The organism is Alterirhizorhabdus solaris, from assembly GCF_007785815.1.
Classification (GTDB): Bacteria; Pseudomonadota; Alphaproteobacteria; order Sphingomonadales; family Sphingomonadaceae; genus Alterirhizorhabdus; species Alterirhizorhabdus solaris.
Genome location: NZ_VNIM01000049.1, coordinates 1 through 21,891, shown reverse-complemented (window position 1 = coordinate 21,891; position 21,891 = coordinate 1). Strand labels below are relative to the sequence as shown.

General features: G+C 68.8%; 24 protein-coding genes and 1 tRNA gene. 11 read left to right on the top strand and 14 right to left on the bottom strand.

Going from position 1 to position 21,891, the window contains the following annotated elements:
- Positions 1–42: 42 nt before the first annotated feature.
- The 8 genes from FOY91_RS12615 to FOY91_RS12580 form a co-directional block, all read right to left on the bottom strand.
- Positions 43–1,395 (bottom strand): Hint domain-containing protein, encoded by a 1,353-nt coding sequence (locus tag FOY91_RS12615; RefSeq protein ID WP_145152361.1) that lies wholly within the window; start codon positions 1,393–1,395, stop codon positions 43–45.
- Positions 1,396–1,857: 462 nt separating this feature from the next.
- Positions 1,858–2,526: a phosphoribosylformylglycinamidine synthase subunit PurQ gene (purQ, locus tag FOY91_RS12610; RefSeq protein ID WP_145152359.1), complete on the bottom strand. Its 669-nt coding sequence runs from the start codon at positions 2,524–2,526 to the stop codon at positions 1,858–1,860.
- A 4-nt stretch (positions 2,527–2,530) separates the two neighbouring features.
- Positions 2,531–2,764, bottom strand: coding sequence for a phosphoribosylformylglycinamidine synthase subunit PurS (gene purS, locus FOY91_RS12605; RefSeq protein WP_145152356.1), 234 nt, complete (start codon positions 2,762–2,764; stop codon positions 2,531–2,533).
- A gap of 32 nt (positions 2,765–2,796) precedes the next feature.
- Positions 2,797–4,173, bottom strand: a complete 1,377-nt coding sequence (locus tag FOY91_RS12600) for a hypothetical protein (protein WP_145152353.1) — start codon at positions 4,171–4,173, stop codon at positions 2,797–2,799.
- Between the two features lie 34 nt (positions 4,174–4,207).
- Entirely contained in the window at positions 4,208–5,575 is a 1,368-nt protein-coding gene (locus FOY91_RS12595) for a surface lipoprotein assembly modifier (protein WP_145152352.1), read from the bottom strand.
- A 29-nt stretch (positions 5,576–5,604) separates the two neighbouring features.
- Positions 5,605–6,885, bottom strand: coding sequence for a transferrin-binding protein-like solute binding protein (locus FOY91_RS12590; protein WP_145152349.1), 1,281 nt, complete (start codon positions 6,883–6,885; stop codon positions 5,605–5,607).
- Positions 6,886–6,996: 111 nt separating this feature from the next.
- Positions 6,997–7,776, bottom strand: a complete 780-nt coding sequence (gene purC / locus FOY91_RS12585; RefSeq protein ID WP_145152347.1) for a phosphoribosylaminoimidazolesuccinocarboxamide synthase — start codon at positions 7,774–7,776, stop codon at positions 6,997–6,999.
- 133 nt (positions 7,777–7,909) lie between these two features.
- The gene (locus tag FOY91_RS12580) at positions 7,910–8,542 is read right to left on the bottom strand and encodes a cell wall hydrolase (RefSeq protein WP_145152344.1); all 633 of its coding nucleotides are present in this window, start codon (positions 8,540–8,542) and stop codon (positions 7,910–7,912) included.
- 383 nt (positions 8,543–8,925) lie between these two features.
- On the opposite strand from FOY91_RS12580, the gene FOY91_RS12575 reads away from it, so the two are divergent.
- The 3 genes from FOY91_RS12575 (at position 8,926) to FOY91_RS12565 (ending at position 11,092) form a co-directional block, all read left to right on the top strand.
- Complete coding sequence (locus FOY91_RS12575) at positions 8,926–10,134, top strand: AI-2E family transporter (RefSeq protein WP_145152340.1); 1,209 nt, start codon at positions 8,926–8,928, stop codon at positions 10,132–10,134.
- Between the two features lie 41 nt (positions 10,135–10,175).
- Positions 10,176–10,252, top strand: a tRNA-Asp gene (locus FOY91_RS12570).
- 93 nt (positions 10,253–10,345) lie between these two features.
- Entirely contained in the window at positions 10,346–11,092 is a 747-nt protein-coding gene (locus FOY91_RS12565) for a hypothetical protein (RefSeq protein WP_145152338.1), read from the top strand.
- A 3-nt stretch (positions 11,093–11,095) separates the two neighbouring features.
- Here FOY91_RS12565 and FOY91_RS12560 read toward each other — a convergent pair whose 3' ends face one another.
- The 4 genes from FOY91_RS12560 to FOY91_RS12545 all read right to left on the bottom strand — a co-directional run bounded on the left by FOY91_RS12560 (position 11,096) and on the right by FOY91_RS12545 (position 12,687).
- The gene (locus FOY91_RS12560; RefSeq protein ID WP_145152335.1) at positions 11,096–11,305 is read right to left on the bottom strand and encodes a DUF2842 domain-containing protein; all 210 of its coding nucleotides are present in this window, start codon (positions 11,303–11,305) and stop codon (positions 11,096–11,098) included.
- Positions 11,302–11,862, bottom strand: coding sequence for a 5-formyltetrahydrofolate cyclo-ligase (locus FOY91_RS12555; RefSeq protein ID WP_145152332.1), 561 nt, complete (start codon positions 11,860–11,862; stop codon positions 11,302–11,304). Before FOY91_RS12555 ends, FOY91_RS12560 begins: the two co-directional genes overlap by 4 nt.
- A 193-nt stretch (positions 11,863–12,055) precedes the next feature.
- Positions 12,056–12,454 carry a cell division protein ZapA gene (locus tag FOY91_RS12550; protein ID WP_145152329.1) on the bottom strand — a complete coding sequence of 133 codons (399 nt, stop codon included), beginning with the start codon at positions 12,452–12,454 and terminating at the stop codon, positions 12,056–12,058.
- 2 nt (positions 12,455–12,456) lie between these two features.
- Positions 12,457–12,687 (bottom strand): hypothetical protein, encoded by a 231-nt coding sequence (locus FOY91_RS12545; RefSeq protein WP_145152326.1) that lies wholly within the window; start codon positions 12,685–12,687, stop codon positions 12,457–12,459.
- Positions 12,688–12,842: 155 nt separating this feature from the next.
- Here FOY91_RS12545 and tkt point away from each other — a divergent pair, with 155 nt between their 5' ends.
- Genes tkt through FOY91_RS12525 form a run of 4 tightly spaced genes read left to right on the top strand, consistent with a single transcriptional unit; the run spans position 12,843 to position 17,527 of the window.
- Positions 12,843–14,831, top strand: a complete 1,989-nt coding sequence (gene tkt / locus FOY91_RS12540; RefSeq protein WP_145152322.1) for a transketolase — start codon at positions 12,843–12,845, stop codon at positions 14,829–14,831.
- 4 nt (positions 14,832–14,835) lie between these two features.
- A complete protein-coding gene (gene gap / locus FOY91_RS12535) occupies positions 14,836–15,846 on the top strand; it encodes a type I glyceraldehyde-3-phosphate dehydrogenase (RefSeq protein ID WP_145152318.1) in 1,011 nt (336 codons plus the stop codon).
- A gap of 17 nt (positions 15,847–15,863) precedes the next feature.
- Positions 15,864–16,337 carry an MOSC domain-containing protein gene (locus FOY91_RS12530; RefSeq protein ID WP_145152315.1) on the top strand — a complete coding sequence of 158 codons (474 nt, stop codon included), beginning with the start codon at positions 15,864–15,866 and terminating at the stop codon, positions 16,335–16,337.
- Positions 16,334–17,527 carry a phosphoglycerate kinase gene (locus FOY91_RS12525; RefSeq protein ID WP_145152313.1) on the top strand — a complete coding sequence of 398 codons (1,194 nt, stop codon included), beginning with the start codon at positions 16,334–16,336 and terminating at the stop codon, positions 17,525–17,527. The genes FOY91_RS12530 and FOY91_RS12525 overlap by 4 nt, the downstream gene beginning before the upstream one ends.
- Before the next feature lie 314 nt (positions 17,528–17,841).
- Here the strand turns inward: FOY91_RS12525 and FOY91_RS12520 are convergent, their stop codons facing one another.
- Both FOY91_RS12520 and FOY91_RS12515 read right to left on the bottom strand, forming a co-directional pair.
- The gene (locus FOY91_RS12520) at positions 17,842–18,267 is read right to left on the bottom strand and encodes a VOC family protein (RefSeq protein WP_145152310.1); all 426 of its coding nucleotides are present in this window, start codon (positions 18,265–18,267) and stop codon (positions 17,842–17,844) included.
- Between the two features lie 5 nt (positions 18,268–18,272).
- The gene (locus tag FOY91_RS12515) at positions 18,273–18,854 is read right to left on the bottom strand and encodes a TlpA family protein disulfide reductase (protein ID WP_238995656.1); all 582 of its coding nucleotides are present in this window, start codon (positions 18,852–18,854) and stop codon (positions 18,273–18,275) included.
- 16 nt (positions 18,855–18,870) lie between these two features.
- Between FOY91_RS12515 and argH the strand changes: the two genes are divergently transcribed.
- The 4 genes from argH to FOY91_RS12495 all read left to right on the top strand — a co-directional run.
- Positions 18,871–20,247 (top strand): argininosuccinate lyase, encoded by a 1,377-nt coding sequence (gene argH, locus FOY91_RS12510; protein WP_145152303.1) that lies wholly within the window; start codon positions 18,871–18,873, stop codon positions 20,245–20,247.
- The gene (locus FOY91_RS12505) at positions 20,244–20,486 is read left to right on the top strand and encodes a hypothetical protein (protein ID WP_145152300.1); all 243 of its coding nucleotides are present in this window, start codon (positions 20,244–20,246) and stop codon (positions 20,484–20,486) included. The genes argH and FOY91_RS12505 overlap by 4 nt, the downstream gene beginning before the upstream one ends.
- 5 nt (positions 20,487–20,491) lie before the next feature.
- Positions 20,492–21,769 (top strand): diaminopimelate decarboxylase, encoded by a 1,278-nt coding sequence (gene lysA / locus FOY91_RS12500; RefSeq protein WP_145152297.1) that lies wholly within the window; start codon positions 20,492–20,494, stop codon positions 21,767–21,769.
- On the top strand, positions 21,766–21,891 hold a 126-nt coding region (locus FOY91_RS12495), incomplete at its 3' end, for a sugar phosphate nucleotidyltransferase (RefSeq protein WP_275265971.1). The genes lysA and FOY91_RS12495, both read left to right, overlap by 4 nt.

Here is a 21,891-nt window from a genome sequence, read left to right as displayed (position 1 = left end):
GATTGCGCCGCCGCCCCCCCCTTAACGTTGCACTGCGGAAGCTTAGCCGACCATGCGGTACGGCATGGTGTCGGCCGCCTTCGGCGCCTGCACCGGATAGGCACCGTAGCCGGTCGCCGCGATCATGAGCGTGCGGCTCACCGGCAGCGCCGCGTCGCCCGCCGTCCAGCGCCAGCCACCTTCGGCCTGATGCCAGCCGGCAGTAAGGCGCGGATCGTCCAGCGCGATGGCGGCACCGTCCAGTTCGATCGCGGTGACGCAGACGCCGAGCGGACGGGTGTCGGTGGCGGTGACGTCCACCTCGGCCGGCACCGCCGTGCGGGAGGCGAGCCGCAGGGTCTGCGTGCCGGCGGGCACCCGGTAGGTCAGGCGGCCCGCGTCGGCCTCCACCGGGGCCAGCACGATGCCGTCCGCCACCAGCGCCAGCGCGCTGTCGGCGTCGTGCCGCGCGCCGAGATGGCGGGCGCGATCGGCCAGCCACGCGCGGATCGCGTGCAGTCGTTCACCCTCGATCACCAGCGGGGCGCAATGCCCTTCACCCCCGTCGGTGGCGAATTCCGGGCGGAGCGACACGACCGTGCCCGCCTCCAGAAACGAGCGGCGGTTGCCGACGTCGAGATAGCTCTCGGACGGCATGTTCTCTGCGACCAGCACATCGTGGCTGGCCAGTTCGACATGCCAGTAGGTGACCGAGGTCACGTCGTCGCGCACGATGGTGGTGCCGTTGACCAGGAAGCGCGCCTGCACCAGCACGTCGTCGAAGAACAGCGCGTGATCGGGCGACACGCGCAGATCGCGCCTCGGCATTCCCGGCGCCACCGCATTGGCGCGGATGAGGATCGGCCGGGTCGGGGCGTGCTGCGGATACACGGTGCAATCGATCGTGCGATGGCCGAGCCAGGTGATCGGCCGGTTCCTGCCCGAGGCGGTCACCACCTCGTCGCCGATCGCCAGTTCCTCCACCGCGATCTCGCCGCGCGGGGTGAGGATCAGCGTGCCGGCGGCATAGCAGGGAATTGCCGGACCGACTGGAGCGGTGACTGCCGTGGTGTTGACCGTGACCCTCGCGATGGTGGGCAGGCTGGCAGCCCCGGTCACGCCGACCGTGATCGGGGTGGTGATGATGCCGGGCAGGGTGGCGTTGAAATAATAGACGTAATCGCCGCCCCCTGCATCCGAGAAGCCGGCATAGGTGCCGGTCAGATTGACCGCACCGACCGTGAGGAGGTTGAGCTGGAGATCGACCGTGCTGCTGCCCGGCACGCCGATGGTGCCGTTGATGGTGACCGGCGTGGTGCCGCTCAGCAGATTGGTGCCGCCGAAGGTCGATCCGAGCAGAAGCCCGGTCGTCGATTGTCCCGAATTGAACATGGTATTGTTGAACGTGACGGCCATCGAACGTCTCCCTGTCCTCGTCAGCGTAGTGTCGGCAATGTATGAGTTGCTGACTCGCTGGCTGGAAACTGCGGGAAACGGGTTAATGAAAGGTTTCGATTTGGCTGTAACGTCGGTCAGCCGAAGATCGGGATCAATATAGAATAGTCCGTACTGGACTATTATTGATCCATTATTGAGTGTTCACGCTGATACGCGGGGGTGACATTCGCCTCAACGGAGCCCTTGCCCGATCCTTTCCGACGCCGCATGCACGATGGAGGCAGCGGATGGTCATCGCGTGGCTTTGCCTGCCCTTGTCGGGCGGCAGCCCGCTGCCGCCCGACAAGGGCAGTTCCGGTCTGGAGGCAGGATGGTCCGAAAGCGTCTAGATCGGGCCGCTTGCGCTCCCGACGAAACCGCGTGAATCAGGGACCGGGCGACAGGCCCGCAGCAACAGCCCGCACGGTCGGCCGCGCAGGATCAGGCGGCCACGCTCTCCACCAGGCCCTCGAACAGGCGGCGGCCGTCGCTGCGGCCGTGCGCTGCCTCGATCATCCGCTCGGGGTGCGGCATCAGGCCCAGGACGTTGCCCGCTTCATTCAGCACGCCGGCGATATCGCGGGCCGAGCCGTTGACCGCGCCGGCATAGCGGAACGCGACGCGGCCCTCGCCTTCCAGCCGGTCGAGCGTTTCCGGATCGGCGGTGTAATTGCCGTCATGGTGCGCCACCGGCACGGTGATCGTCTCGCCCGCGTCGTACAGGCGGGTGAAGGCGCTGTCGGTGTTCGCCACCGTCAGCGCGACATCGCGGCAGACGAAGCTGATACCGGCGTTGCGCATCAGCGCGCCCGGCAGCAGCCCGGCTTCGGTGAGCACCTGGAAACCGTTGCACACGCCAAGCACCCTGGCGCCGCGCCCCGCCGCATCGGCGACGGCGCGCATGATCGGGCTGCGTGCCGCCATCGCGCCGGACCGCAGGTAATCGCCGTAGGAGAAGCCGCCCGGCACGCCGATCAGGTCGATGCCCTCGGGCAGCGCCGTCTCCCGGTGCCACACCATCACCGGCGCCACGCCGGTCACGTCGCGGATCGCCACCGCCAGATCGCGATCGCAGTTGCTGCCGGGGAAGACGATGACCGCGCTCTTCATCGGATTACGCGCCCCGCTCGATACGGTAGTTTTCGATCACGGTATTGGCGAGCAGCGCGCGGCACATCGCATCGAGGTCGGCGTCGGTGATGCTGTCCGCCAGATCCAGCTCGATCATCTTGCCGGCGCGCACATCGGCGACGCCGCCGAAGCCGAGGCCTTCCAGCGCGTGATGAATGGCCTTGCCCTGCGGATCGAGGACACCGTTCTTGAGGGTGACGTACACGCGCGCCTTCATCGATTCTGCCCGGATCGTTGGATTTGCCCGGCTTATGACGCGGGCGACGCCGGGGGGCAAGCGGCGGGGCGAGCGCGTCGCCAGCGCAGGGCGAGGAACAGGATCAGCAGCGGCGCCAGCCACGCCACCCGGCTCTGGTAGCGATCGTGCACGTCGGACAGCGCACCCGCGAGCGCCGCGTTGACGATCAGCGCCGTGCCGATCCCGGCGGCGAAGGCCAGCGCGATCCCGTCGCGCCGCCGCCACGCCAGCACCAGCGCGAGGGGCAGCAGCGCCAGGGCCATCGCCGTCACCGGTGTGGTGATCGCCCGGACCGCCGCTTTCGGCGTCGTCCCCCGCACCTGCGCGGAACCCAGCAGCGCGGGGAGGGCGGTGGGGCGATCCCGGCCGAGGATATAGGCGATGCCGCCGCTGCGGTTGCGCCCGCAGCCTTCGGGGCACTCATCGTCGATCGCGCGGAAGGCGAGGAACTGGCGTACCGTACCACGTAGCGCCGATGCGGCGAAGGCGAGCGGCCGTTCGGTGACGATCCCGCAGTCCGCTGCCGCCAGCATCTCCACCCAGCGCCATCGCTCCGCGTCGCTCGCCGCCTGCCATATATGCCGGCCGATCGGGCTGGCCCCGTCGCCCCACAGCAGGGCCTGGCTGTCGCGTGGCAGGCGCGCGCGCTCGGCGCACAGCGCGGGCGGGGCGTCGGTGCCGCAATGGCGCGCGAGCCACGGCCCGGCCAGGCCATCGGCGTTCAGCCGGGCGAACAGGAAGACCGGCCCCACCGGCGACATCGCCGAGCGGCCCAGCACCACGGCGTTCGCCGCCGTCAGCAGCGCGATGGCGGCTCCCGCCGCGCCGGCCGCCACCGCCAGCCGACCGAACGCGGCACGCCAGCCGAGGCCGAGCGCCGCCTGCGCCACGATCGCCGCGCCGGCGGCAGCGCCCAGCAACACGACATGGGTGTAATGCGTCAGCGCCAGCAGCAGCGCGCCCAGCCACAGCAGGCCCGTGCCATCGCCACCGGCCGGGCGGGTGGCGGCGAGGCAGACGAGCAGCACCAGCGGCCCGGTGAACGCATCGGGCATGATCTGCCCGGCATGCCACGCCAGCGACGTGAGCGGGATCAGCGCGACGATCGCGACCCCCTGCCGCCACGCCGTGGCGCCGATCAGCGTGCGCGCAGCGAGCAGCAGCACGCCCGTCACCGCCGCCGCCTGCGCCGCTATCGCCAGCCACAGTCCGGCCGTTCCGGGCAGCAGGCGCACGAACGGACGCAGCAGCAGGCCGTACACGCTCGACCGGTCGATCGCATAATCGTGGCCGGTCGCGATGCCGAGGTAGGTGCCGCTGTCCGGGAACACGAGCGGGAAGCCGTTGGCCAGCGCCGGCACCAGCAGCAGCGCGGCGACGAGGAGCAACCAACCGGCGACCCCGGGCCTGCCCGGACGCCACTCAGAAATAGCGGGACAGCCCCAGCTGGATGCGGTGGCGATCGATCCGATAAAGCGTCTGCGTCGATCCGATATGGTTGTAGGTGTAGGTAAGCGACGGCGAGAAGCCCGCTACCCGCACCGATCGCGCACCCAGATACGCCCGCGCGTTGAACCGCCAGTCCTTGCGGCTCTCGGGCGACAGGAACGTCAGCGGCGCATCGAACATCACGCGCGACAGGCCGCCCGAGACGCCCGCGTTCAGCCCCCACGGCAGCTCGCCGCCGATGCCGATGTTGCCGCCCACCTCGGTGCTGGAATAGGCCTTCGATTCGAGGTCGTCGCGCCGCACGAACAGGCTGGTGGAGGCGACCATCGCCCGGTGCACCACCCGCTCGTAGCTCACGTACAGCGCATGCTGCCAGCCGCCGAACGCCTCGCCGTACCCCGATTCGATCCGCCGCGTGTCGAGCTGTCCGCCCACCCGCGCGCCGGTGCCGAGATCCTTCTGCACCGACAGGCGCACGCCGCCGCCGGTGGTGGCCGATCGCCCGCCATACCAGCGCTGGCTGGCGACCGCCTGCACCGTCACCCGCGCGCCGCCCTTGGTGGTGATCTCCGGCCCGGCGGCGAGCAGCGCGGAGATGTCGTCGGCATCCTTGCCGGTCTGGTTGACGAACTGGCCGTCGGCATCGATCACCATCGCCACGCCATCGGACATGCGCAGCCGCACCCCGCCCGAGACGGTGGCGACCTGCCCCACGCCGGAACGACGGCGCGCATCCTTGCTCAGCTCGAACGGCAGCGTGCCGTTACCGAACGCCACGTCGATGGTGCGCGCGTCGGTGGCGTTGTTCACGTTGCTGTCCGGCGCCAGGCCGACATCGACGTTCAGGTGCCATTTCCGCCGGTTACGCAGGATGCCGCGCTGGTCGCGGATGGTGCGGGCGATCTCGGGCGGCAGATCGGTCGCCTCCTGCGCGAGGCGGAAGTGATGGTCGGCCGCCGAGTCCTTGCCCTGCAACATCAGCACGCGGGCCAGTTCCAGCCGGGCGCGCACCACGTCCGGCCGATCGCGAAGCACCGCGCGGAACTCGCGTGCCGCCTGTTTCAGGTCGCCCGTCTCCACCGCCACGAAGCCAGTGAGGAAATGCGTCTCCATCGCCAGCTCGGGCGCGTTGGAGAGCGCGGCGAGCAGCGGCTTCGCCTCGTCGAAGCGGCGCGCCTGCACCAGCCGCTCGGTGGTGGTGAGCAGTTCAGGCGCAGTCATCCGCAGCGCGCAGAGGCCGTTGGCGCAGTCGGCCAGCGTCGGGCTCTGGTCCAGCGAGGTGAGGGCGACAAGCCCCACCGCCGCCACCGCCAGGACGGAGGGAGCAAGCAAGCGACGCATGGGCAAGACCTTGGTTCAGGTGCCGCGGTTCAGGGCTTGGCGCCGGTGAAGGTGCCGAGGATGTCGATCCGCTGGTCCGGCGTGCCGCCCACCACGCGGAAGCCGCCGCCCACTTCCTCGGCGGCGGGGCCGTAGAAGGCGCCGTTCACGCTCGAACCGGCGATGGCGACGGTGGTCGGCGCGCCGTTGGTGGTGGCGCTGAAGCCGGCGCTGTTGATCGCGCCGGTAAAGCCGCCCGCGTTCACCAGATCGATGGTGGCGGTGCCGGCCGCGTTGAACGTGGCGCCCGCCGCCACCGTCGCGGCGTTCGCCGCAGTCGGGGTCAGCCCGCCCACCGTGGTATATTGGTCGATCTGCGGGGCGAGGACGGTGCCCGTCACGTTCAGGCCGACGCTGCTCCTGGCGAAATCGACGTCGATCTTCGCGGTGCCGTCGATCCACTGGAAATAGGTCGGCTTCACGTCGCCGAACTTGCCGTCGAGCGTAGGGTTCATCACCATCGTCGCCAGCATGCCGCCGCTGTAGCTGGCGCTGCCGGTTTTCGGCACGGCGTTGTTGCTCGTCTGCTCGCCATAGGCGAACGCGCCGCGCTCCAGATGCCAGCTGTCCTGCTTGACCGACACGCCGCCCACGGTGACGAGCTGGAAGGTGAGCGAGTTGCGCAGATAGCCGGCATAGGTGACGTACTTCGTCGTGGTGCCTGCGCGGTTGGCGGTGCCCGGCGTCTGGTAGAAGAAGGTGGTGGACTGGTAGGCCGAGGGGATCTCCCCGTCGGGCGGCGTCGTCGAATTGCCGGGCCTGATGAAACCCGCGCCGCTGTTGGTATAGAGCGACAGCGGGTTGCCGTCGCCGGCCTGCAGGAAGCGCACGTTCGGAATGGCGGCAAGTGCGGGGGACGTGCCCCACTGCGGTTCCTTCGCGCCTCCGAAATCGGTGCGGCTGCCCGGATCCTGGAAGCGGGTATTGGTGGCCGCGCCCGTCTTCGAATCGGAAACGGTCAGCGTGAAGATCGCGTCGCGCGGATCATAGGCGACGGTGATGCTCGAATCGCGCGCGGTGCTGGCGTTGCCGGCATATTGCTGGCCCTGCTGCTGCTGGGTGTTACGCGCGTCGGTGCTGTAATCGTACACCTGATTGCCGCCGATGGCCTTGTACGTCTTGGCCTCGGTCGGGTTGGTGAAGCTGTGTGCGTTCGTGGTGGTGGTGACGCCGTTACCGGTGGGTGCTGCCACGCTGCCGGCGCTCTCCGGCCCGGTGCCCCCGCAGGCGGAAAGCCCGACGAGGCCGACCAGCATGAATTGAGTACGCATTATCCGATCGCCCCCGGAAAAGACTGGTGTTCCGGCAGCGGCTTAACAGGCGATGGTTAAATGCGGGTAAAGCCCCCGACGCGCACGGGCGGTCGGGGGCGGGGCGAACGCCTATTTCTTGGCCCGGCTTTTCCGGTGCTTTTCCATGTCCAGCACGGTCGTGTCGCCTTCGGGCAACAGGCCCAGCCGGCGCGCGATCTCCTGATAGGCTTCCACTTCGCCGCCAAGGTCGAGGCGGAAGCGATCCTTGTCGAGCTTCTCGCCGCTCACCATGTCCCACAGGCGGCAGCCGTCCGGGCTGATCTCGTCGGCCAGGATCACGCGGGCGTAATCGTTCTCGAACACGCGGCCGAACTCGAGCTTGAAGTCCACCAGACGGATGCCGATGCCGGCGAACAGGCCGGACAGGAAATCGTTCACCCGGATCGCCATGTCGGCGATGTCGTGCATCTCGTCCTGGCTGGCCCAGCCGAAGCAGGCGATATGCTCGTCGGCCACCATCGGGTCGCCGAGCGCGTCATCCTTGTAATAATATTCGATGATCGTCCGCGGCAGCTGCGCGCCTTCCTCCAGCCCCAGCCGCTTCACGATGGAGCCGGCGGCCACGTTGCGGACGACGACCTCGATCGGGATGATCTCGGCCTGCCGGATCAGCTGCTCGCGCATGTTGAGGCGGCGGATGAAGTGGGTCGGCACGCCGATGTTGGCGAGCATGGTGAACACATGCTCGGAGATGCGGTTGTTGAGCACGCCCTTGCCGGAGATCGTGCCCTTCTTCTGGGCGTTGAACGCGGTCGCATCATCCTTGAAATACTGGATGAGCGTGCCCGGCTCCGGGCCTTCGTACAGGATCTTGGCCTTGCCTTCGTAGATCTGGCGGCGGCGGGACATGGGCGTTGCACCTTTCGGAGCGGAGAAACAACTCCGCCCCGGACGCGGCGTCACGGGACGCGCAACCGAGGCGGACGGCAGGTCTATAGCATGGCGCGGCCAGAGCGCAAATCACGCGCGGCCGGCGCGAGACTCAGCGGTAGAAGACGTGATCGCCCAGCGTGGCGACGCGGGTGCGGGTGCGGAAGAAGCTGTCCGGCGCGGAATAGGCGGCGCGGAAGAACATGGCGCCTTCCACCACGTCGGCGGAGCGGCCGGCGGTCGCCTCGCGCGAGACGGAGACGGCGCTGGCCCACGCGGCGCTATCGCGGCGCGGGTTGTAGCTGGCGGTGCGGAAGAACTGGCCGGGCTGGTTGACGACGCCGCACACGGTATCGGCGAAACGGCCCGATTCGACGCGGTTGACGATGAGCTGGGCGACGGCGAGCTGCCCGTCACGCGGCTGGTTGCCGGCCTCGTGCAGCACCACCTTGGCCATGCACTCGAGCTGGTCGTCGATGGCATCGTCGCTGTCGGCGGCGTCGGCGAAGCGGGTATCGCCGATCAGTGCGGCGTTCTCGCTGGAAAGGAGGCTGTCGTCGGCGGTCAGCACATCGATGGCGATCAGATCGTCGCTGTCGGAAAGCGCGGCGGACGGGGCAGGGGTCGGTTCGACGGAGAAGGTCGCGGCGAGCGAGGCTTCCGATGCGACGAAGGTCGCGGGGATCACGGTGGCGAGGGTGAGGGCGCCGGCCGCGAGGAGCCTGATATGCCCGGGATGCAACATTCTTAAGCCTTCGAGTGCGCGAACGCCCGTTCCCACCCGTAACGAACCCTGGGCGGGGTGGCACATCCACGTCTTGTCGTAAGGGGCAGGAACCGTTCGATTCCGCTGCCAGCGACCTGATCTGCGGCGCTTCTGTCGTTGTGCGCCGCAACACGCAATATGCCGACGACGAACCGTTTCGGCATCGGGACGAGACGATAGACCCCTAGGGAACCATCCGCCGTGGTGCACGGCTCGTCGTTTCGTCGCCAGCATGATGCGAACCACGCCCATTTCCGGCGCACGAATCATGAGGCGATCCGTGCCTTTCGCTGTCCATCGCGGCCGGCGTGGGATAGGCCGGCGGCAGGCATTCGACAGTGTTCGACAGAGGGAGCCGTGCGATGGATGCCAGGATCGAGCCACGCCCCGCCGAGGCGGCGCCCGCACCGGCATCGCCTGTGCTGCACCCGGATCCGGTCGCCGATTTCCGGCGCGATCGTCTGCTCGCCGCGCTCACCCTGATCGGCGGGCTTGGGCTGATGCTGGCGCTGCCGTTCGCGCTGCGCTCGGGAGCGGAGTTTTTCCTGCCTGTCACCGGCGCGCTGGTGATCGCCATCGCGCTGGTGCCGATGCTGGAATGGCTGGAACGGCGCGGTATCCCCTCGGCGCTGGCGGCGGTCAGCTGCGTGATCGTGTTCCTGATCGCGGCGAACATCGCGGTTGCCTCGATCCTGGTGCCCGCCACCGCCTGGTTCGCGCTGCTGCCCGACCGGATCGGCCAGATCCGCGCCAACCTCGCGCCGCTGATCCAGTTCTACGCCAGCATCGAACGCTTCATCGACGATACCGCGCGCATGCTCTCCCGCCCGCCCGCCACCGCCGCGCGGACGGTGGCGGTGGAGACGCCGAACTCGCTGCTCGATCTCGTCGCCACCTCCGCGCCGCACGCGCTGGTGCAGGCGCTGTTCGCCATCCTGCTGATCTATTTCTCGCTGGCGGGGTGGACGAAGATGCGCCGTCGCACGATCCAGAGCCGCTCCAGCTTCTCCAGCGCGATGACGACGGCGCGGGTGATCCAGGAGATGGTGGACGCCACCTCCGCCTATCTCGGCATGATAACGGTCATCAACATGTCGCTCGGGCTGATCGTGGCCGCCGCGATGTGGGCGATCGGGCTGCCGACACCGCTGATGTGGGGCGGCATCGTCGCGCTGCTCAACTACGTGCCGTATCTCGGCCCGGTGGCGGCCGCGCTGCTGCTGGCGCTGGGTGGGCTGATGACGTTCCCGGACATCTGGTACGCCTTCCTGCCGCCGGCGATCTTCATCGGCATCCATCTGGTCGAGGCCAACGCGCTGACACCGATGCTGGTCGGACGGCGGCTGACGGTGAACCCGCTGCTGATCCTCGTTGCCCTGAGTTACTGGGGCTGGGTGTGGGGCACCACGGGCGCGCTGCTGGCCGTGCCGCTGCTCATCATCATGAAGACGGTGCTTGATGCCGCGGGCAAGCCGGACATCGCGGGCTTCCTGTTCGAGGACGGCACGCTGACCGGCCTCGTGCCAAACGATCCACAGCCATCTGCCGAGGAGCGGTCTCGCGTCGCTTGACAGGGTGGGCGGTCGCCCGTAGTTGGCCGGCAACGCTTCAAGCGGGTGTAGCTCAGTTGGTTAGAGCGCCGGCCTGTCACGCCGGAGGTCGCGGGTTCGAGCCCCGTCACTCGCGCCATTCCTCGGGGAATGGCGCCACCGCGAGCGGTTTTCCACTACCCGCATTTCATGATCCACGGATATCCTCGTCGTGATCGGCGTTCGAGACCGGATGAAGATTTTCGCCCTCGTTGCCGCCGTCCTGCTCACACCGCCCGCTGTGGCAGCGGATAGCAGCCATACCCGAATCGATATGCCGGGCCAGAACGGGCCAGGCTGGTTCCTTTGCGACGGCATCGACGCGCCGTTCGTCGCGCTTGTCGGTAAGCCGGATGCTGCCGGATCGGTGCGAATCGGGCTGCTGGACAAGAACCGGCCAGGCGCCTCCGTCACGGTCCGCTCCTATGGGCTCGGCCGGGCCGATCCCGGTGCGGGGCAGGTCTACTGGTCGCTGACGCAGGGCGGGCGCGACGCCGGCAATCTCCACGCCTTCAATCCGGGTGCGTTCGGCGATCCCGCAGCGGTGCGAACGCCGCCGTTCACCTCCATGGCGCTCGGGGACAGCCGCTTCCAGTGCCGCTGGCGGGCGAACACCCGGCTGATCGCCGTCGCGGCCCGCCGCACGCTGCTGGTGCGCGAGGACGCCGCCGGTCGGCTCATCTACGAGAGCTTCGACTACGCCGCCCGTCCGCCGATCGAGCAACCGGACGGCGTGCAGCGTACCACGCGGGCAAGCCAGCGCGTGACGGGCGGACGCGAGGCCGGGGCAGGCGGTGCCACGACCTTCGCCTTCGCCAATGCCGGCTACGGTTACGTCATAACGGTGCCGGCCACCGGCCCGGCCTCTCTGGCGATCTCGCGCGGTGGCCGGGTGATCCAGCGGGAGACGCTGCTGGCCTATACCCTCGCGCCCCGCTGACGTTCAGTCGCGCCAGATCCCCGTTTCCATCCACCGCAGCAGCGGCTTGAGCGGCATGATCCACACGATGCCGGCGACGAGATAGACCAAAGCCTGCGCCAGCGGATGCAGCCGCTCGATCAGCGGGGAGGCGAGCAGTACAAGCGCCGACCACACCGCAATCAGCAGCAGGATCAGGAACGTACCGAAGGGTTTGCGCCAGCTCGGGTTCATGCCTCGATCCATTCCGTCTCGGTGGCGACGGCATGCAGCGGGACATCCCACGGATCGGTCGGCACGACGTCCGCCTCCTGTGCGCTCCAGGCAAGACCGATGCGGCGCGCGTCGGGCAGACGGGCAAACGCGCGGTCATAAAAGCCGGCGCCCTTGCCGATCCGCGCCAGCCTGCGATCGAAACCGACGAGCGGGGTGAGGATCAGGTCCGGGTCCACCTCCGCGGCATCGCTGCGCGGCTGGAGCAGGCCGAACGCGCCGGGCACCAGCACGTCACCCGGCTCCCACCGCAGGAAGCGCATCGGCGACTTCCGGCCGGCCACGTGCGGCAGTGCGACGGTCAGCCCACGGTCGATCGCGGCGAACAGGATCGGCGTCGGATCGACCTCCTCGCCGTCGGAGATATAACCGGAGACGCAGCGCGCCACGCCGAAACGGCTCGTCACCCGGTCGGCGAGGAACAGGGTGTGGACCAGCAGGTCCGCCTGCCAGCCGGTATCAGCGGCCAGCGCCGCGCGACGGGCGCGCAGGCTCTTGCGAAGATCGGATTTCGTCATCGGCAAGCGGGGCGGGTCATGAGGTGGCGGGACCGCCGTGGCCGTGTGCTAGAATATCCTCTGACGCCGTTAACGTCAGGTGGGAGCCATGTAAGTCGGACCAGGGTCCTATCAGGGACAGCCCCCATTGGATGATGAATCGCCTCAGGGATGTTCATGTAGCTCGTACCGGGCAGTACCCGCCGATCCCTATCTAGGCGCTGTCCGGCGAAGTCTCAACCCTCGACGGCGGGGCGTCGACGACCGGATCGGCGGGGGGTGCCCCGGCGGGGGACGGGGCGGTGTCGATCAGCGCGGAAAGCTGCTCGATGCGGCCGGCCATCCATTCGACCACGTCGATGATCGCAGGGTCGGTTTCCGGCGGCGCGGCGGCGGCGCGGGCGGCGGCGGCACGCGCATCGTTCAGTTCGTCCGCCATCATCAGCGCGGCGAACAGCATCTGCCGCGCCTCGCTCATCCCGCCCATCGAGCGGGCGGCCTCGTTGGCCTTGGCGTCCACCATCGCCGCGATGCCGCGCAGATGCGCCTCCTCGCCGTCGCGGCAGGCCAGCTCGTGCCGGCGGCCGGCGATCGTCAGTTCCACGGTCGCCATCGTCAGCCCTCCCGCGCCGGATCGAGCAGCCTGTCCAGTCGCTCCACCGTCGCCGCCGCATGACGACGCAACGTCTCGTGACGTTCCTCCAGATCGGAGAGTTGCGCGCGCAACGCGGCGTCCTCCGAGGCACCGTCGTCGGTGGGCATCGGGGGCAGGGGCAGCTGCGTTTCGAGGCGGGCGACGGCTCGCTCGAGGCGGCCGAACGCGAGGCTGAGGCGGTCTTCGATCATCGCGCGGCGGCATAGCATGTCAGCCACCGGCGGCAAGCCGCGTGCGGCCATGCGGTTGACGATAGACGCCGCCCGCGACAAAGGAGCGCCCATTCCCGCACTTTAATGAGCCGACTCGGGGGGTATCCCGGGCAGCTTTCCGAAAAGGCCGCATCATGACCGTCTCGTCGCAACAGCTGGCCAACGCCGTGCGGGCGTTGACGATGGACGCGGTGCAGGCCGCCAATTCCGGCCACCCCGGCATGCCGATGGGCATGGCCGATGCCGCGACCGTGCTGTTCCGCGATTATCTGAAGTTCGATCCGGCCCAGCCGAAATGGGCCGATCGCGATCGCTTCGTGCTGTCTGCGGGCCACGGCTCGATGCTGATCTACGCGCTGCTCCACCTCACCGGCTATGAGCGGCCGACGCTTGACGACATCCGCAACTTCCGTCAGCTCGGCAGCCCCTGCGCCGGCCACCCGGAGAATTTCGAGCTGGCGGGCATCGAGGCGACGACCGGGCCGCTCGGCTCGGGTTTCGCCACCGCGGTCGGCATGGCGATCGCCGAGCGTCACCTGAACGCGGTGTTCGGAAACGACCTGGTCGATCACCGCACGTGGGTGATCGCAGGCGACGGCTGCCTGATGGAAGGCATCAACCACGAGGCGGTCGGCCTCGCCGGTCACCTGAAGCTCGGCCGGCTGAACGTGCTGTGGGACGACAACCGCATCACCATCGACGGCGCGGTCGATCTGTCGTCCAGCGAGAACATCATCGCGCGCTACGATGCGAGCGGATGGCATACCGTTGCCTGCGACGGCCATGACGCCGACGACATCGCCCGCGCGCTGGGTGAGGCACAGGCCGACCCGCGTCCCTCGCTTATCGCGTGCCGCACGATCATCGGCTACGGCGCGCCGAACAAGCAGGGCACCTCGGCCACGCATGGCTCCCCGCTGGGCGCGGACGAGATCAAGGCGGCGCGGCAGGTGCTGGCGTGGGAATCGCCCGATTTCGAGCTGCCGGAGACGATCGTCGCCGCGTGGCGCGAGATCGGCGCGCGTGGTGCCGCCGCTCGCGATGACTGGGAAGATCGCCTCGCAAACCATTCCGATCGCGACGAATTCACGCGCCGGATGGACGGGCGGCTGCCCGAGGGCTTCTCGCTCGATGCCTATCAGGCCGACCTCATCGCCAGCCCGCAGAAGGTGGCCACCCGCCGCGCCTCGGAGCTGGCGCTCGGCGCGATCAACGATCTGCTGCCCGAGACGATCGGCGGCTCTGCCGACCTGACCGGATCGAACAACACCAAGACCAAGGCGCAGGCGCCGCTCACCGCCGACAACTACGGTGGCCGCTACATCTATTACGGCATCCGCGAGTTCGGCATGGGCTGCGCGATGAACGGCATGGCGCTGCACGGCGGCGTGATCCCCTACGGCGGCACCTTCCTCGTCTTCTCCGACTACTGCCGCCCGGCGATCCGCCTGTCCGCGCTCCAGCAGACCCGCGCGATCTATGTGATGACGCACGATTCGATCGGGCTGGGCGAGGACGGCCCGACCCACCAGCCGATCGAGCATGTCATGTCGCTGCGGCTGATGCCCAATCTCGACGTCTATCGCCCCGCCGACACGATCGAGACGGCCGAATGCTGGGCGCTTGCGCTGGCGCGTCAGGACGGCCCTTCACTGCTCGCGCTGTCGCGTCAGAACCTGCCGCAAGTGCGTGACGACGCTTCGGAAAACCTCTCCGCCAAGGGCGCCTACCGCCTGCGGGCCGCCACCGCCGCGCGCAAGGTCGTGCTGATCGCCAGCGGCTCCGAGGTGGAGATCGCGCTGACCGTGGCGGATACGCTGGAGGCCAAGGGCGTCGGTGCCGATGTCGTCTCCATGCCCTGCTGGTCGCGCTTCGACGCACAGCCGCGTGCCTATCAGGACGATGTGCTGCCCGACGTGCTGCCGTCCGAGATCCTGCGTGTCTCGATCGAGGCGGGCACGACGATCGGCTGGGAACGCTACACGATGTCGCGCGGCCTGCGCTTCGGCATCGACGGGTTCGGCGCCTCCGCGCCCGCGCCCGACCTCTACAGGCATTTCGGGCTGACGCCCGACATCATCGCGCCGCAGATCCTTGCAGCGCTTGAGCAGAACGGGAGCTAAGTCCATGACGGTGAAGGTAGCGATCAACGGTTTCGGGCGCATCGGCCGGCTCGTCGCCCGCGCGGTGCTGGCTCGCCCCGAAAGCGGTCTGGAGCTGGTGGCGATCAACGATCTGGCGGATGCCAAGTCGAACGCGCTGCTGTTCAAGCGTGATTCGGTGCACGGCCCGTATCCGGGCAGCGTCGAGGCCGACGGCAACGACCTCGTGATCGACGGCAAGCGCATCAAGGTGACGGCCGAGCGCGACCCCGCCAACCTGCCGCACGCCGCCAACGGCGTCGATATCGCGCTGGAGTGCACCGGCTTCTTCACCGACCGCGAGAGCGCGGAGAAGCACATCGCCGCCGGCGCCAAGCGCGTCCTGATCTCGGCGCCTGCCAAGGGTGTCGACCTCACGGTCGTGTTCGGCGTCAACGACGACCAGATCTCTGGCGATCACAGGATCGTGTCGAACGCATCGTGCACCACCAACTGCCTGGCGCCGATCGCCAAGGTGCTGAACGACGCGATCGGCATCGAGCGCGGCCTGATGACCACGATTCACAGCTACACCAACGACCAGAAGATCCTCGACCAGATCCACCCCGACATGCGCCGTGCGCGTGCGGCGGCGATGTCGATGATCCCGACCACCACCGGCGCCGCGCGCGCCGTGGGTGAGGTGCTGCCGGAACTGAAGGGCAAGCTGGACGGCTCGGCCATCCGCGTGCCGACGCCGAACGTCTCGATCGTCGACCTTACCTTCACGCCCGCGCGCGACACCACGAAGGAAGAGGTCAACCAGCTGCTGAAGGCGGCGTCGGAAAGCGGCCCGCTCAAGGGCATCCTCGCCTACGTCACCGATCCGCTCGTCTCTATCGACTTCAACCACGATCCGCACTCGTCGTCGGTCGACAGCCTCGAGACGACCGTGCTCGAGGGCAAGCTGGTGCGAGTGCTGTCTTGGTACGACAACGAGTGGGGCTTCTCGAACCGGATGGTCGATACCGCCGGCGCGATCGCCAAGTTCCTCTGACAGCCTGATCCGGTCGGGTGAGCGGTCGCCTCATCGGGATCGCCCGTCGCCGCGCCGCGCGCGCGCCGATGGAGACGCTGATGACGGCGGCCGTTACGCCCGAGACGGGTGTGGCGGACGACTATCGCGGCCGGGTGCGCCCCGGCCGCATTCCCCGGCGGCAGGTGTCGATCCTGCGCGTCGAGGACTGGCAGGGGGCGGAGGCCGATCTTGGCACCGCATTACCCTGGACGATGCGACGGGCGAACCTGCTGGTATCGGGCATCACGCTGCCGCAGCGGGCGGGCTACCGGCTGCATATCGGTATGATCGTGCTTGAGGTTACCGGCGAATGTGATCCGTGCCGGCGGATGGACGAACAACATCCGGGGCTGTGGCCGGCGCTGATCCCCGAATGGCGGGGCGGGGTGCTGGCCCGGGTCGTCACGGGCGGCGCGATCGCGCTGGGTGACGAGGTTGTGCACCACGAAGTGAGGATGGACGCGGTATGACGACGTTTCGCACGCTCGACGATCTGGGCGATCTGCTTGGGCAGCGCGTCCTGGTGCGCGAGGACCTGAACGTCCCGATGGCCGATGGCCGCGTGACCGACGACACCCGCCTGCGCTCCGCCGCGCCGACCTTGAGCGAACTGGCCGACAAGGGCGCCAAGGTGTTGATCCTGGCGCATTTCGGCCGCCCGAAGGGTGAGCGCCGGCCGGACATGTCGCTGGCGCTGCTGACGCGCCCGTTGTCCGACGTGCTGGGCCGCGAGGTGACCTTCATCGACGATTGCGCGGGCGACGACGCGGTGGCGGCGGTGGCGAAGCTGGCTGACGGCAGCATCGCGATCCTCGAGAACACCCGCTTCCACGCGGGCGAGGAGAAGAACGACCCCGCGCTGGTCGCCGAGATGGCGAAGCTGGGCGACCTCTACGTCAACGACGCCTTCTCCGCCGCGCATCGCGCCCACGCCTCCACCGAGGGCCTCGCCCGCGCGCTGCCGGCCTATGCCGGTCGCGCGATGGAGGCCGAGTTGCAGGCACTGGAGAAGGCGCTGGGCAAGCCCGAGCATCCGGTAGCGGCCGTGGTTGGCGGGGCGAAGGTGTCCACCAAGCTCGACGTGCTGACCCACCTCGTCGAGAAGGTCGATCACCTCATCATCGGCGGCGGCATGGCCAACACCTTCCTCGCCGCGCGTGGCGTGGATGTCGGCAAGTCGCTGTGCGAGCATGACCTGACCGATACCGCGGTCGCGATCCTCGACGCGGCGGACAGGGCGAACTGCACGGTGCATCTGCCCTATGACGTGGTGGTGGCGAAGGAATTTCGCGCCAATCCGCCGGTCCGCACCGTGAACGTGCATGAGGTGGCGGCCGACGAGATGATCCTCGACGTCGGCCCCAACGCCATCGAGGCGCTGGGCGACGTGCTGAAGAACTGCCGCACGCTGGTGTGGAACGGGCCGATGGGCGCGTTCGAGACGCCGCCCTTCGATACCGCCACCGTCTCGCTGGCGCGCACCGCCGCCGCGCTGACGACCGGCGGGTCGCTGGTGTCGGTGGCGGGGGGCGGCGATACCGTCGCGGCGCTCAATCAGGCGGGCGTGGCGGACGAGTTCACGTTCGTCTCCACGGCGGGCGGCGCGTTCCTCGAATGGATGGAAGGCAAGGAACTGCCGGGCGTGAAAGCGCTGACCTAGGGGCAGTCTGGCCGGTCGTGATCCTGTCCGTATTCCATCGGGATCGGGTGGGTCGGTGGCGCGTCGCGCAACGCTGTGCCTTGCTTTCGCTCGGCTATCCTTGAAGGGGCTGACGCAAAACAAGGCGGGCGTTGTTTCTTGGCAAACCCTGGGGTGCCCCGTTACACGCCCGTATGTCCAGCGGGTCGAGACACGAAACGTCGCGGTCGTGGCTCGCCCCTCGACCTCGCTCGGGGAATGAAGACGGGAGACGTGAAATCTCCCCCCTATGTCCCGGGGCCGGCGTGGCACGGTGTCCCTTACACCACGTCGCCCTACGCCGGGATCGTGATCGCTCCGTCCTCGCCAAGCGGGAAACCGGGGTTCCACGCGATCTCCCAGGCGTGGCCGTCCGGATCGGCGACATAGCCGCTGTAGCCGCCCCATTCTTTCTCCCCGGCGGCGCGCATCGGCCGGCCGCCGGCGGTGAGCATTACGGCGATGATTGCATCCACATCCTGACGGGTCGCGACGTTCCGCGCCAGCGACATGCCGCGAAAGCCGCCGGCGCCGGGTGAAACGCCGGCATCCCCGGCCAGATCGGCATCGGGGTATAGCGACAGCCCCAGCGGGCCGAGCTGAAAGAACGCCACCCCTTCCGCCGCCCGCAACCGCCGCTCGAACCCGATCGCCTCATAGAAGGCGGTCGCGCGCGCCAGATCGGCGACGCCCAGCGTGACGAGCGCGAGGCGCGGCGCCACCGGGGTCAGCCCTTGCCGCCCGGCGGGTTGAGTGCGCCCTCGATCAGCGTCTTCGCGCGTTCGCCGCTCCAGTCCATCCCGCCGGTCACTCGCCACTGTTCCTTGCCGGCGGCGTCGTAGAAGATCGTCGTCGGCAGCGTGTCGGTTTCCAGCGCGGTCATCAGCACGTTCTTGGTATCGACGAACGGCTCCAGCGCGCGGAACTTCTGCTTGGCGAAGAACGGCGCGACCACCTCCTGCCCCTGCAGGTCCTGGCTCACCACGATCGTCTTGAAGCGGCCCGCCTCGCGTTCGGCCAGCGCGTCCAGCGTCGGCATCTCGCGCACGCAGGGGCCGCACCATGTCGCCCACAGGTTCACCAGCAGCGGCTTGCCGCGATAGGCCGCCAGCGTGGCGGGGCCGCCGGCGGGGTTGGTGAAGGGCATGGCGGGCGCCGGCTTTCCGGCGTTCGCCACGTCCACCTTGCCGATCGTTTCGTTCGTCTCGGCAACGCTGCCTTGCGGCGCCTTTGCCTCTTGCTTATCGCAGGCGGAAAGCGAGGCCAGAAGGATCAGGGCAATCACAGACCGCACGGCCAAAACGGACACTGGCGACTCCAATTCGATGTGGGGCGGGCGCTTCGCCGAAGGCCCGGCCGCGGTGATGCGCGAGATCAATGCCTCGATCCCGTTCGATAAACGACTCTGGCGGCAGGACATAGCTGGATCGCAGGCGCATGTCGCGATGCTGGCGAAGCAGGGCATCGTTTCCGCGCCGGACGCGCAGGCCATCGCCGACGGGCTGGCGCAGGTGGGCGCCGAGTATGCGGCCGACGGCGTGCCGGAGGATCTGGCGCTCGAGGATATTCACATGGCGACCGAGAGCCGGCTCGCCACGCTGATCGGCCCGGCCGCCGGACGGCTCCATACCGCGCGCTCGCGCAACGATCAGGTGGCGACCGACTTCCGCCTGTGGGTGCGCGACGCGATCGATTCGGTCGATGCCGGGCTGGCGGCGTTGCAGGTGGCGCTGGTGAAGCGGGCAGGGGAACATGCCGCCTCGGTGATGCCGGGCTTCACCCACCTCCAGGTCGCCCAGCCGGTGACGTTGGGGCATCACCTGATGGCCTATTACGAGATGATCGCGCGCGACCGCAGCCGCTTCGTCGATGCGCGCGCGCGCGGCAACCGCTCGCCGCTCGGCAGCGCGGCGCTGGCGGGCACCGGCTTCCCGATCGATCGCTTCGCCACGGCCGAGGCGCTGGGCTTCGACGGGCCGACCGCGAACTCGCTCGATTCGGTGTCCGACCGCGATTTCGCGCTCGATTACCTGATGGCCGCCACCCAGTGCAGCCTGCACCTCAGCCGGCTGGCGGAGGAGTTCATCATCTGGGCCAGCCAGCCGTTCGGCTTCGTCTCGCTGCCCGACGCCTATTCCACCGGCTCCTCGATCATGCCGCAGAAGCGCAACCCGGACGCGGCCGAGCTGGTGCGCGGGCATTCGGGCCGCATCGCCGGCTGCATGGTGTCGCTGACGATGACGATGAAGGGCCTGCCGCTCGCCTATTCCAAGGACATGCAGGACGACAAGCCGCCGGTCTTCGAGGCGCACGACCTGCTGGCGCTGTCGATCGCGGCGATGACCGGGATGGTGGAGACGGTGACGTTCCGCAAGGATCGCCTGCGCGCCGCGGCCGAGATGGGCTTCGCCACCGCTACCGACCTGGCCGACTGGCTGGTGCGCGTGGCCGACATCCCGTTCCGCGAGGCGCACCACATCACCGGCATGGCGGTGCGGCTGGCCGAGCGACTGGGCGTGGCGCTCGATGCGCTGCCGCTGGACAAGCTGCGCGAGATCGACGAGCGGATCGACCAGCGGGTGTTCGCCGCGCTCGGTGTCGACGCCTCGGTCGCCAGCCGCAACAGCCACGGCGGCACCGCGCCCGATCAGGTGCGCGCCCGCGTGGCCGAGGCGAAGGCCGCGCTGGGGATCGAGCCATGAGACACGTCCTCGCCCTCGCCGCCGGGCTGCTGCTGCTCGCCGGCTGCGGCCAGCGCGAGCTGCTGCGCCCGCCGGAGGGCGCATCGCTGCCGCCGAAACCGGCGATGGCCGCCACCGTGCCCACCCCCGTCGAGCTGCTGACCCCGCGCACCGACGAGCGGCCGGAACGCAGCGACGAATTGCTGACCAAATCGCAGGAGCGGCCCGACGACCGCTTCGACATTCCTCCCCCGGGCTGAACGACATGGACCATTTCGATCTTCGCGACGGCGTGATGCACGTCGAGGATGTGGCGTTGCCGGAAATCGCGGCGGCGGTCGGCACGCCGGTGTACGTCTATTCCACCGCCACGATGGAGCGGCACGTCCGCGTGTTCCGCGAGGCGCTGGCGGCGCTGCCGCAGCCGCCGCTGGTGGCGTTCGCGGTGAAGGCCAACCCCAATGCGGCGGTGCTGGCCACGCTGGCCCGTGCCGGGCTGGGCGCCGACGTGGTGTCCGCCGGCGAGCTGCTGCGCGCGATCCACGCCGGGGTATCGCCCGATCGCATCGTGTTTTCGGGCGTCGGCAAGACGGCGGACGAGATGACGCTGGCGCTGCGCCACGGGATTTTCCAGTTCAACCTGGAGTCCGAACCCGAGGCGGAGATGCTGTCGGAAGTGGCGACCGGGCTGGGCATGGTCGCGCCGGTGGCGTTCCGCATCAACCCGGATGTCGATGCCGGTACCCATGCCAAGATTTCCACCGGCAAGTCCGAGAACAAGTTCGGCGTCGCCTACGATCGCGCGCACGCAGCCTACACGCTGGCGCGCAACCTGCCCGGCCTCAAGGTGCGCGGCGTGGCGGTGCACATCGGCAGCCAGCTGACCGACCTGGGCCCGCTGGAAGCGGCGTTCGGCAAGATCGGCACGCTGATCGATTCGCTGCGCCGCGCCGGGCACGCGATCGAGGTCGCGGATCTGGGCGGCGGGCTGGGCGTGCCTTATGATCCGGCGCTGCCGGTGCCGCCACTGCCCGCGGCCTATGGCGAGATGGTCGCCCGGATCACCGCCGGCTGGAACACGCGGCTGGTGTTCGAGCCGGGACGGCTGATCGTGGCGAACGCCGGCGTGTTGCTCACGCGGGTGATCCGGGTGAAGCAGGGGGTGAACGAGCCGTTCGTGGTGGTGGATGCCGCGATGAACGACCTGATGCGGCCCAGCCTGTACGATGCGTGGCACGATATCCGCGCCGTCCAGCCGCACGGCGATCGCTTCGTCGCCAACGTGGTCGGCCCGGTGTGCGAGAGCGGCGACACCTTCGCCATGCACCGCCACATGGACCGCGCCGCGCCCGACGACCTGCTCGCCTTCATGACCGCCGGTGCCTATGGCGCGACGATGGCCGGCACCTACAACAGCCGACCGTTAACGCCGGAAGTAATGGTTTCCGGTAACAAATGGTCGGTAGTCCGGGCGCGACAGCCGATTGAGGCGCTGATCGCGGCGGACAATCTGCCGCCCTGGCTCGCTACGGAGACCGCATGAAGACCATCAGGAAGGCCATTTTTCCCGTCGCCGGCATGGGCACGCGCTTCCTGCCCGCCACCAAGGCGGTGCCCAAGGAGATGCTGCCCGTCGTCGACAAGCCGCTGATCCAGTATGCGGTG

Bases quoted from the DNA above. Each gene is read 5' to 3' on its own strand.
- FOY91_RS12615 (WP_145152361.1), bottom strand. From the start codon at position 1,395: ATGGCCGTCACGTTCAACAATACCATGTTCAATTCGGGACAATCGACG.
- purQ (WP_145152359.1), bottom strand. From the start codon at position 2,526: ATGAAGAGCGCGGTCATCGTCTTCCCCGGCAGCAACTGCGATCGCGAT.
- purS (WP_145152356.1), bottom strand. From the start codon at position 2,764: ATGAAGGCGCGCGTGTACGTCACCCTCAAGAACGGTGTCCTCGATCCG.
- FOY91_RS12595 (WP_145152352.1), bottom strand. From the start codon at position 5,575: ATGCGTCGCTTGCTTGCTCCCTCCGTCCTGGCGGTGGCGGCGGTGGGG.
- FOY91_RS12590 (WP_145152349.1), bottom strand. From the start codon at position 6,885: ATGCGTACTCAATTCATGCTGGTCGGCCTCGTCGGGCTTTCCGCCTGC.
- purC (WP_145152347.1), bottom strand. From the start codon at position 7,776: ATGTCCCGCCGCCGCCAGATCTACGAAGGCAAGGCCAAGATCCTGTAC.
- FOY91_RS12580 (WP_145152344.1), bottom strand. From the start codon at position 8,542: ATGTTGCATCCCGGGCATATCAGGCTCCTCGCGGCCGGCGCCCTCACC.
- FOY91_RS12575 (WP_145152340.1), top strand. From the start codon at position 8,926: ATGGATGCCAGGATCGAGCCACGCCCCGCCGAGGCGGCGCCCGCACCG.
- FOY91_RS12565 (WP_145152338.1), top strand. From the start codon at position 10,346: ATGAAGATTTTCGCCCTCGTTGCCGCCGTCCTGCTCACACCGCCCGCT.
- FOY91_RS12560 (WP_145152335.1), bottom strand. From the start codon at position 11,305: ATGAACCCGAGCTGGCGCAAACCCTTCGGTACGTTCCTGATCCTGCTG.
- FOY91_RS12555 (WP_145152332.1), bottom strand. From the start codon at position 11,862: ATGACGAAATCCGATCTTCGCAAGAGCCTGCGCGCCCGTCGCGCGGCG.
- FOY91_RS12550 (WP_145152329.1), bottom strand. From the start codon at position 12,454: ATGGCGACCGTGGAACTGACGATCGCCGGCCGCCGGCACGAGCTGGCC.
- FOY91_RS12545 (WP_145152326.1), bottom strand. From the start codon at position 12,687: ATGATCGAAGACCGCCTCAGCCTCGCGTTCGGCCGCCTCGAGCGAGCC.
- tkt (WP_145152322.1), top strand. From the start codon at position 12,843: ATGACCGTCTCGTCGCAACAGCTGGCCAACGCCGTGCGGGCGTTGACG.
- gap (WP_145152318.1), top strand. From the start codon at position 14,836: ATGACGGTGAAGGTAGCGATCAACGGTTTCGGGCGCATCGGCCGGCTC.
- FOY91_RS12525 (WP_145152313.1), top strand. From the start codon at position 16,334: ATGACGACGTTTCGCACGCTCGACGATCTGGGCGATCTGCTTGGGCAG.
- argH (WP_145152303.1), top strand. From the start codon at position 18,871: ATGTGGGGCGGGCGCTTCGCCGAAGGCCCGGCCGCGGTGATGCGCGAG.
- FOY91_RS12505 (WP_145152300.1), top strand. From the start codon at position 20,244: ATGAGACACGTCCTCGCCCTCGCCGCCGGGCTGCTGCTGCTCGCCGGC.
- lysA (WP_145152297.1), top strand. From the start codon at position 20,492: ATGGACCATTTCGATCTTCGCGACGGCGTGATGCACGTCGAGGATGTG.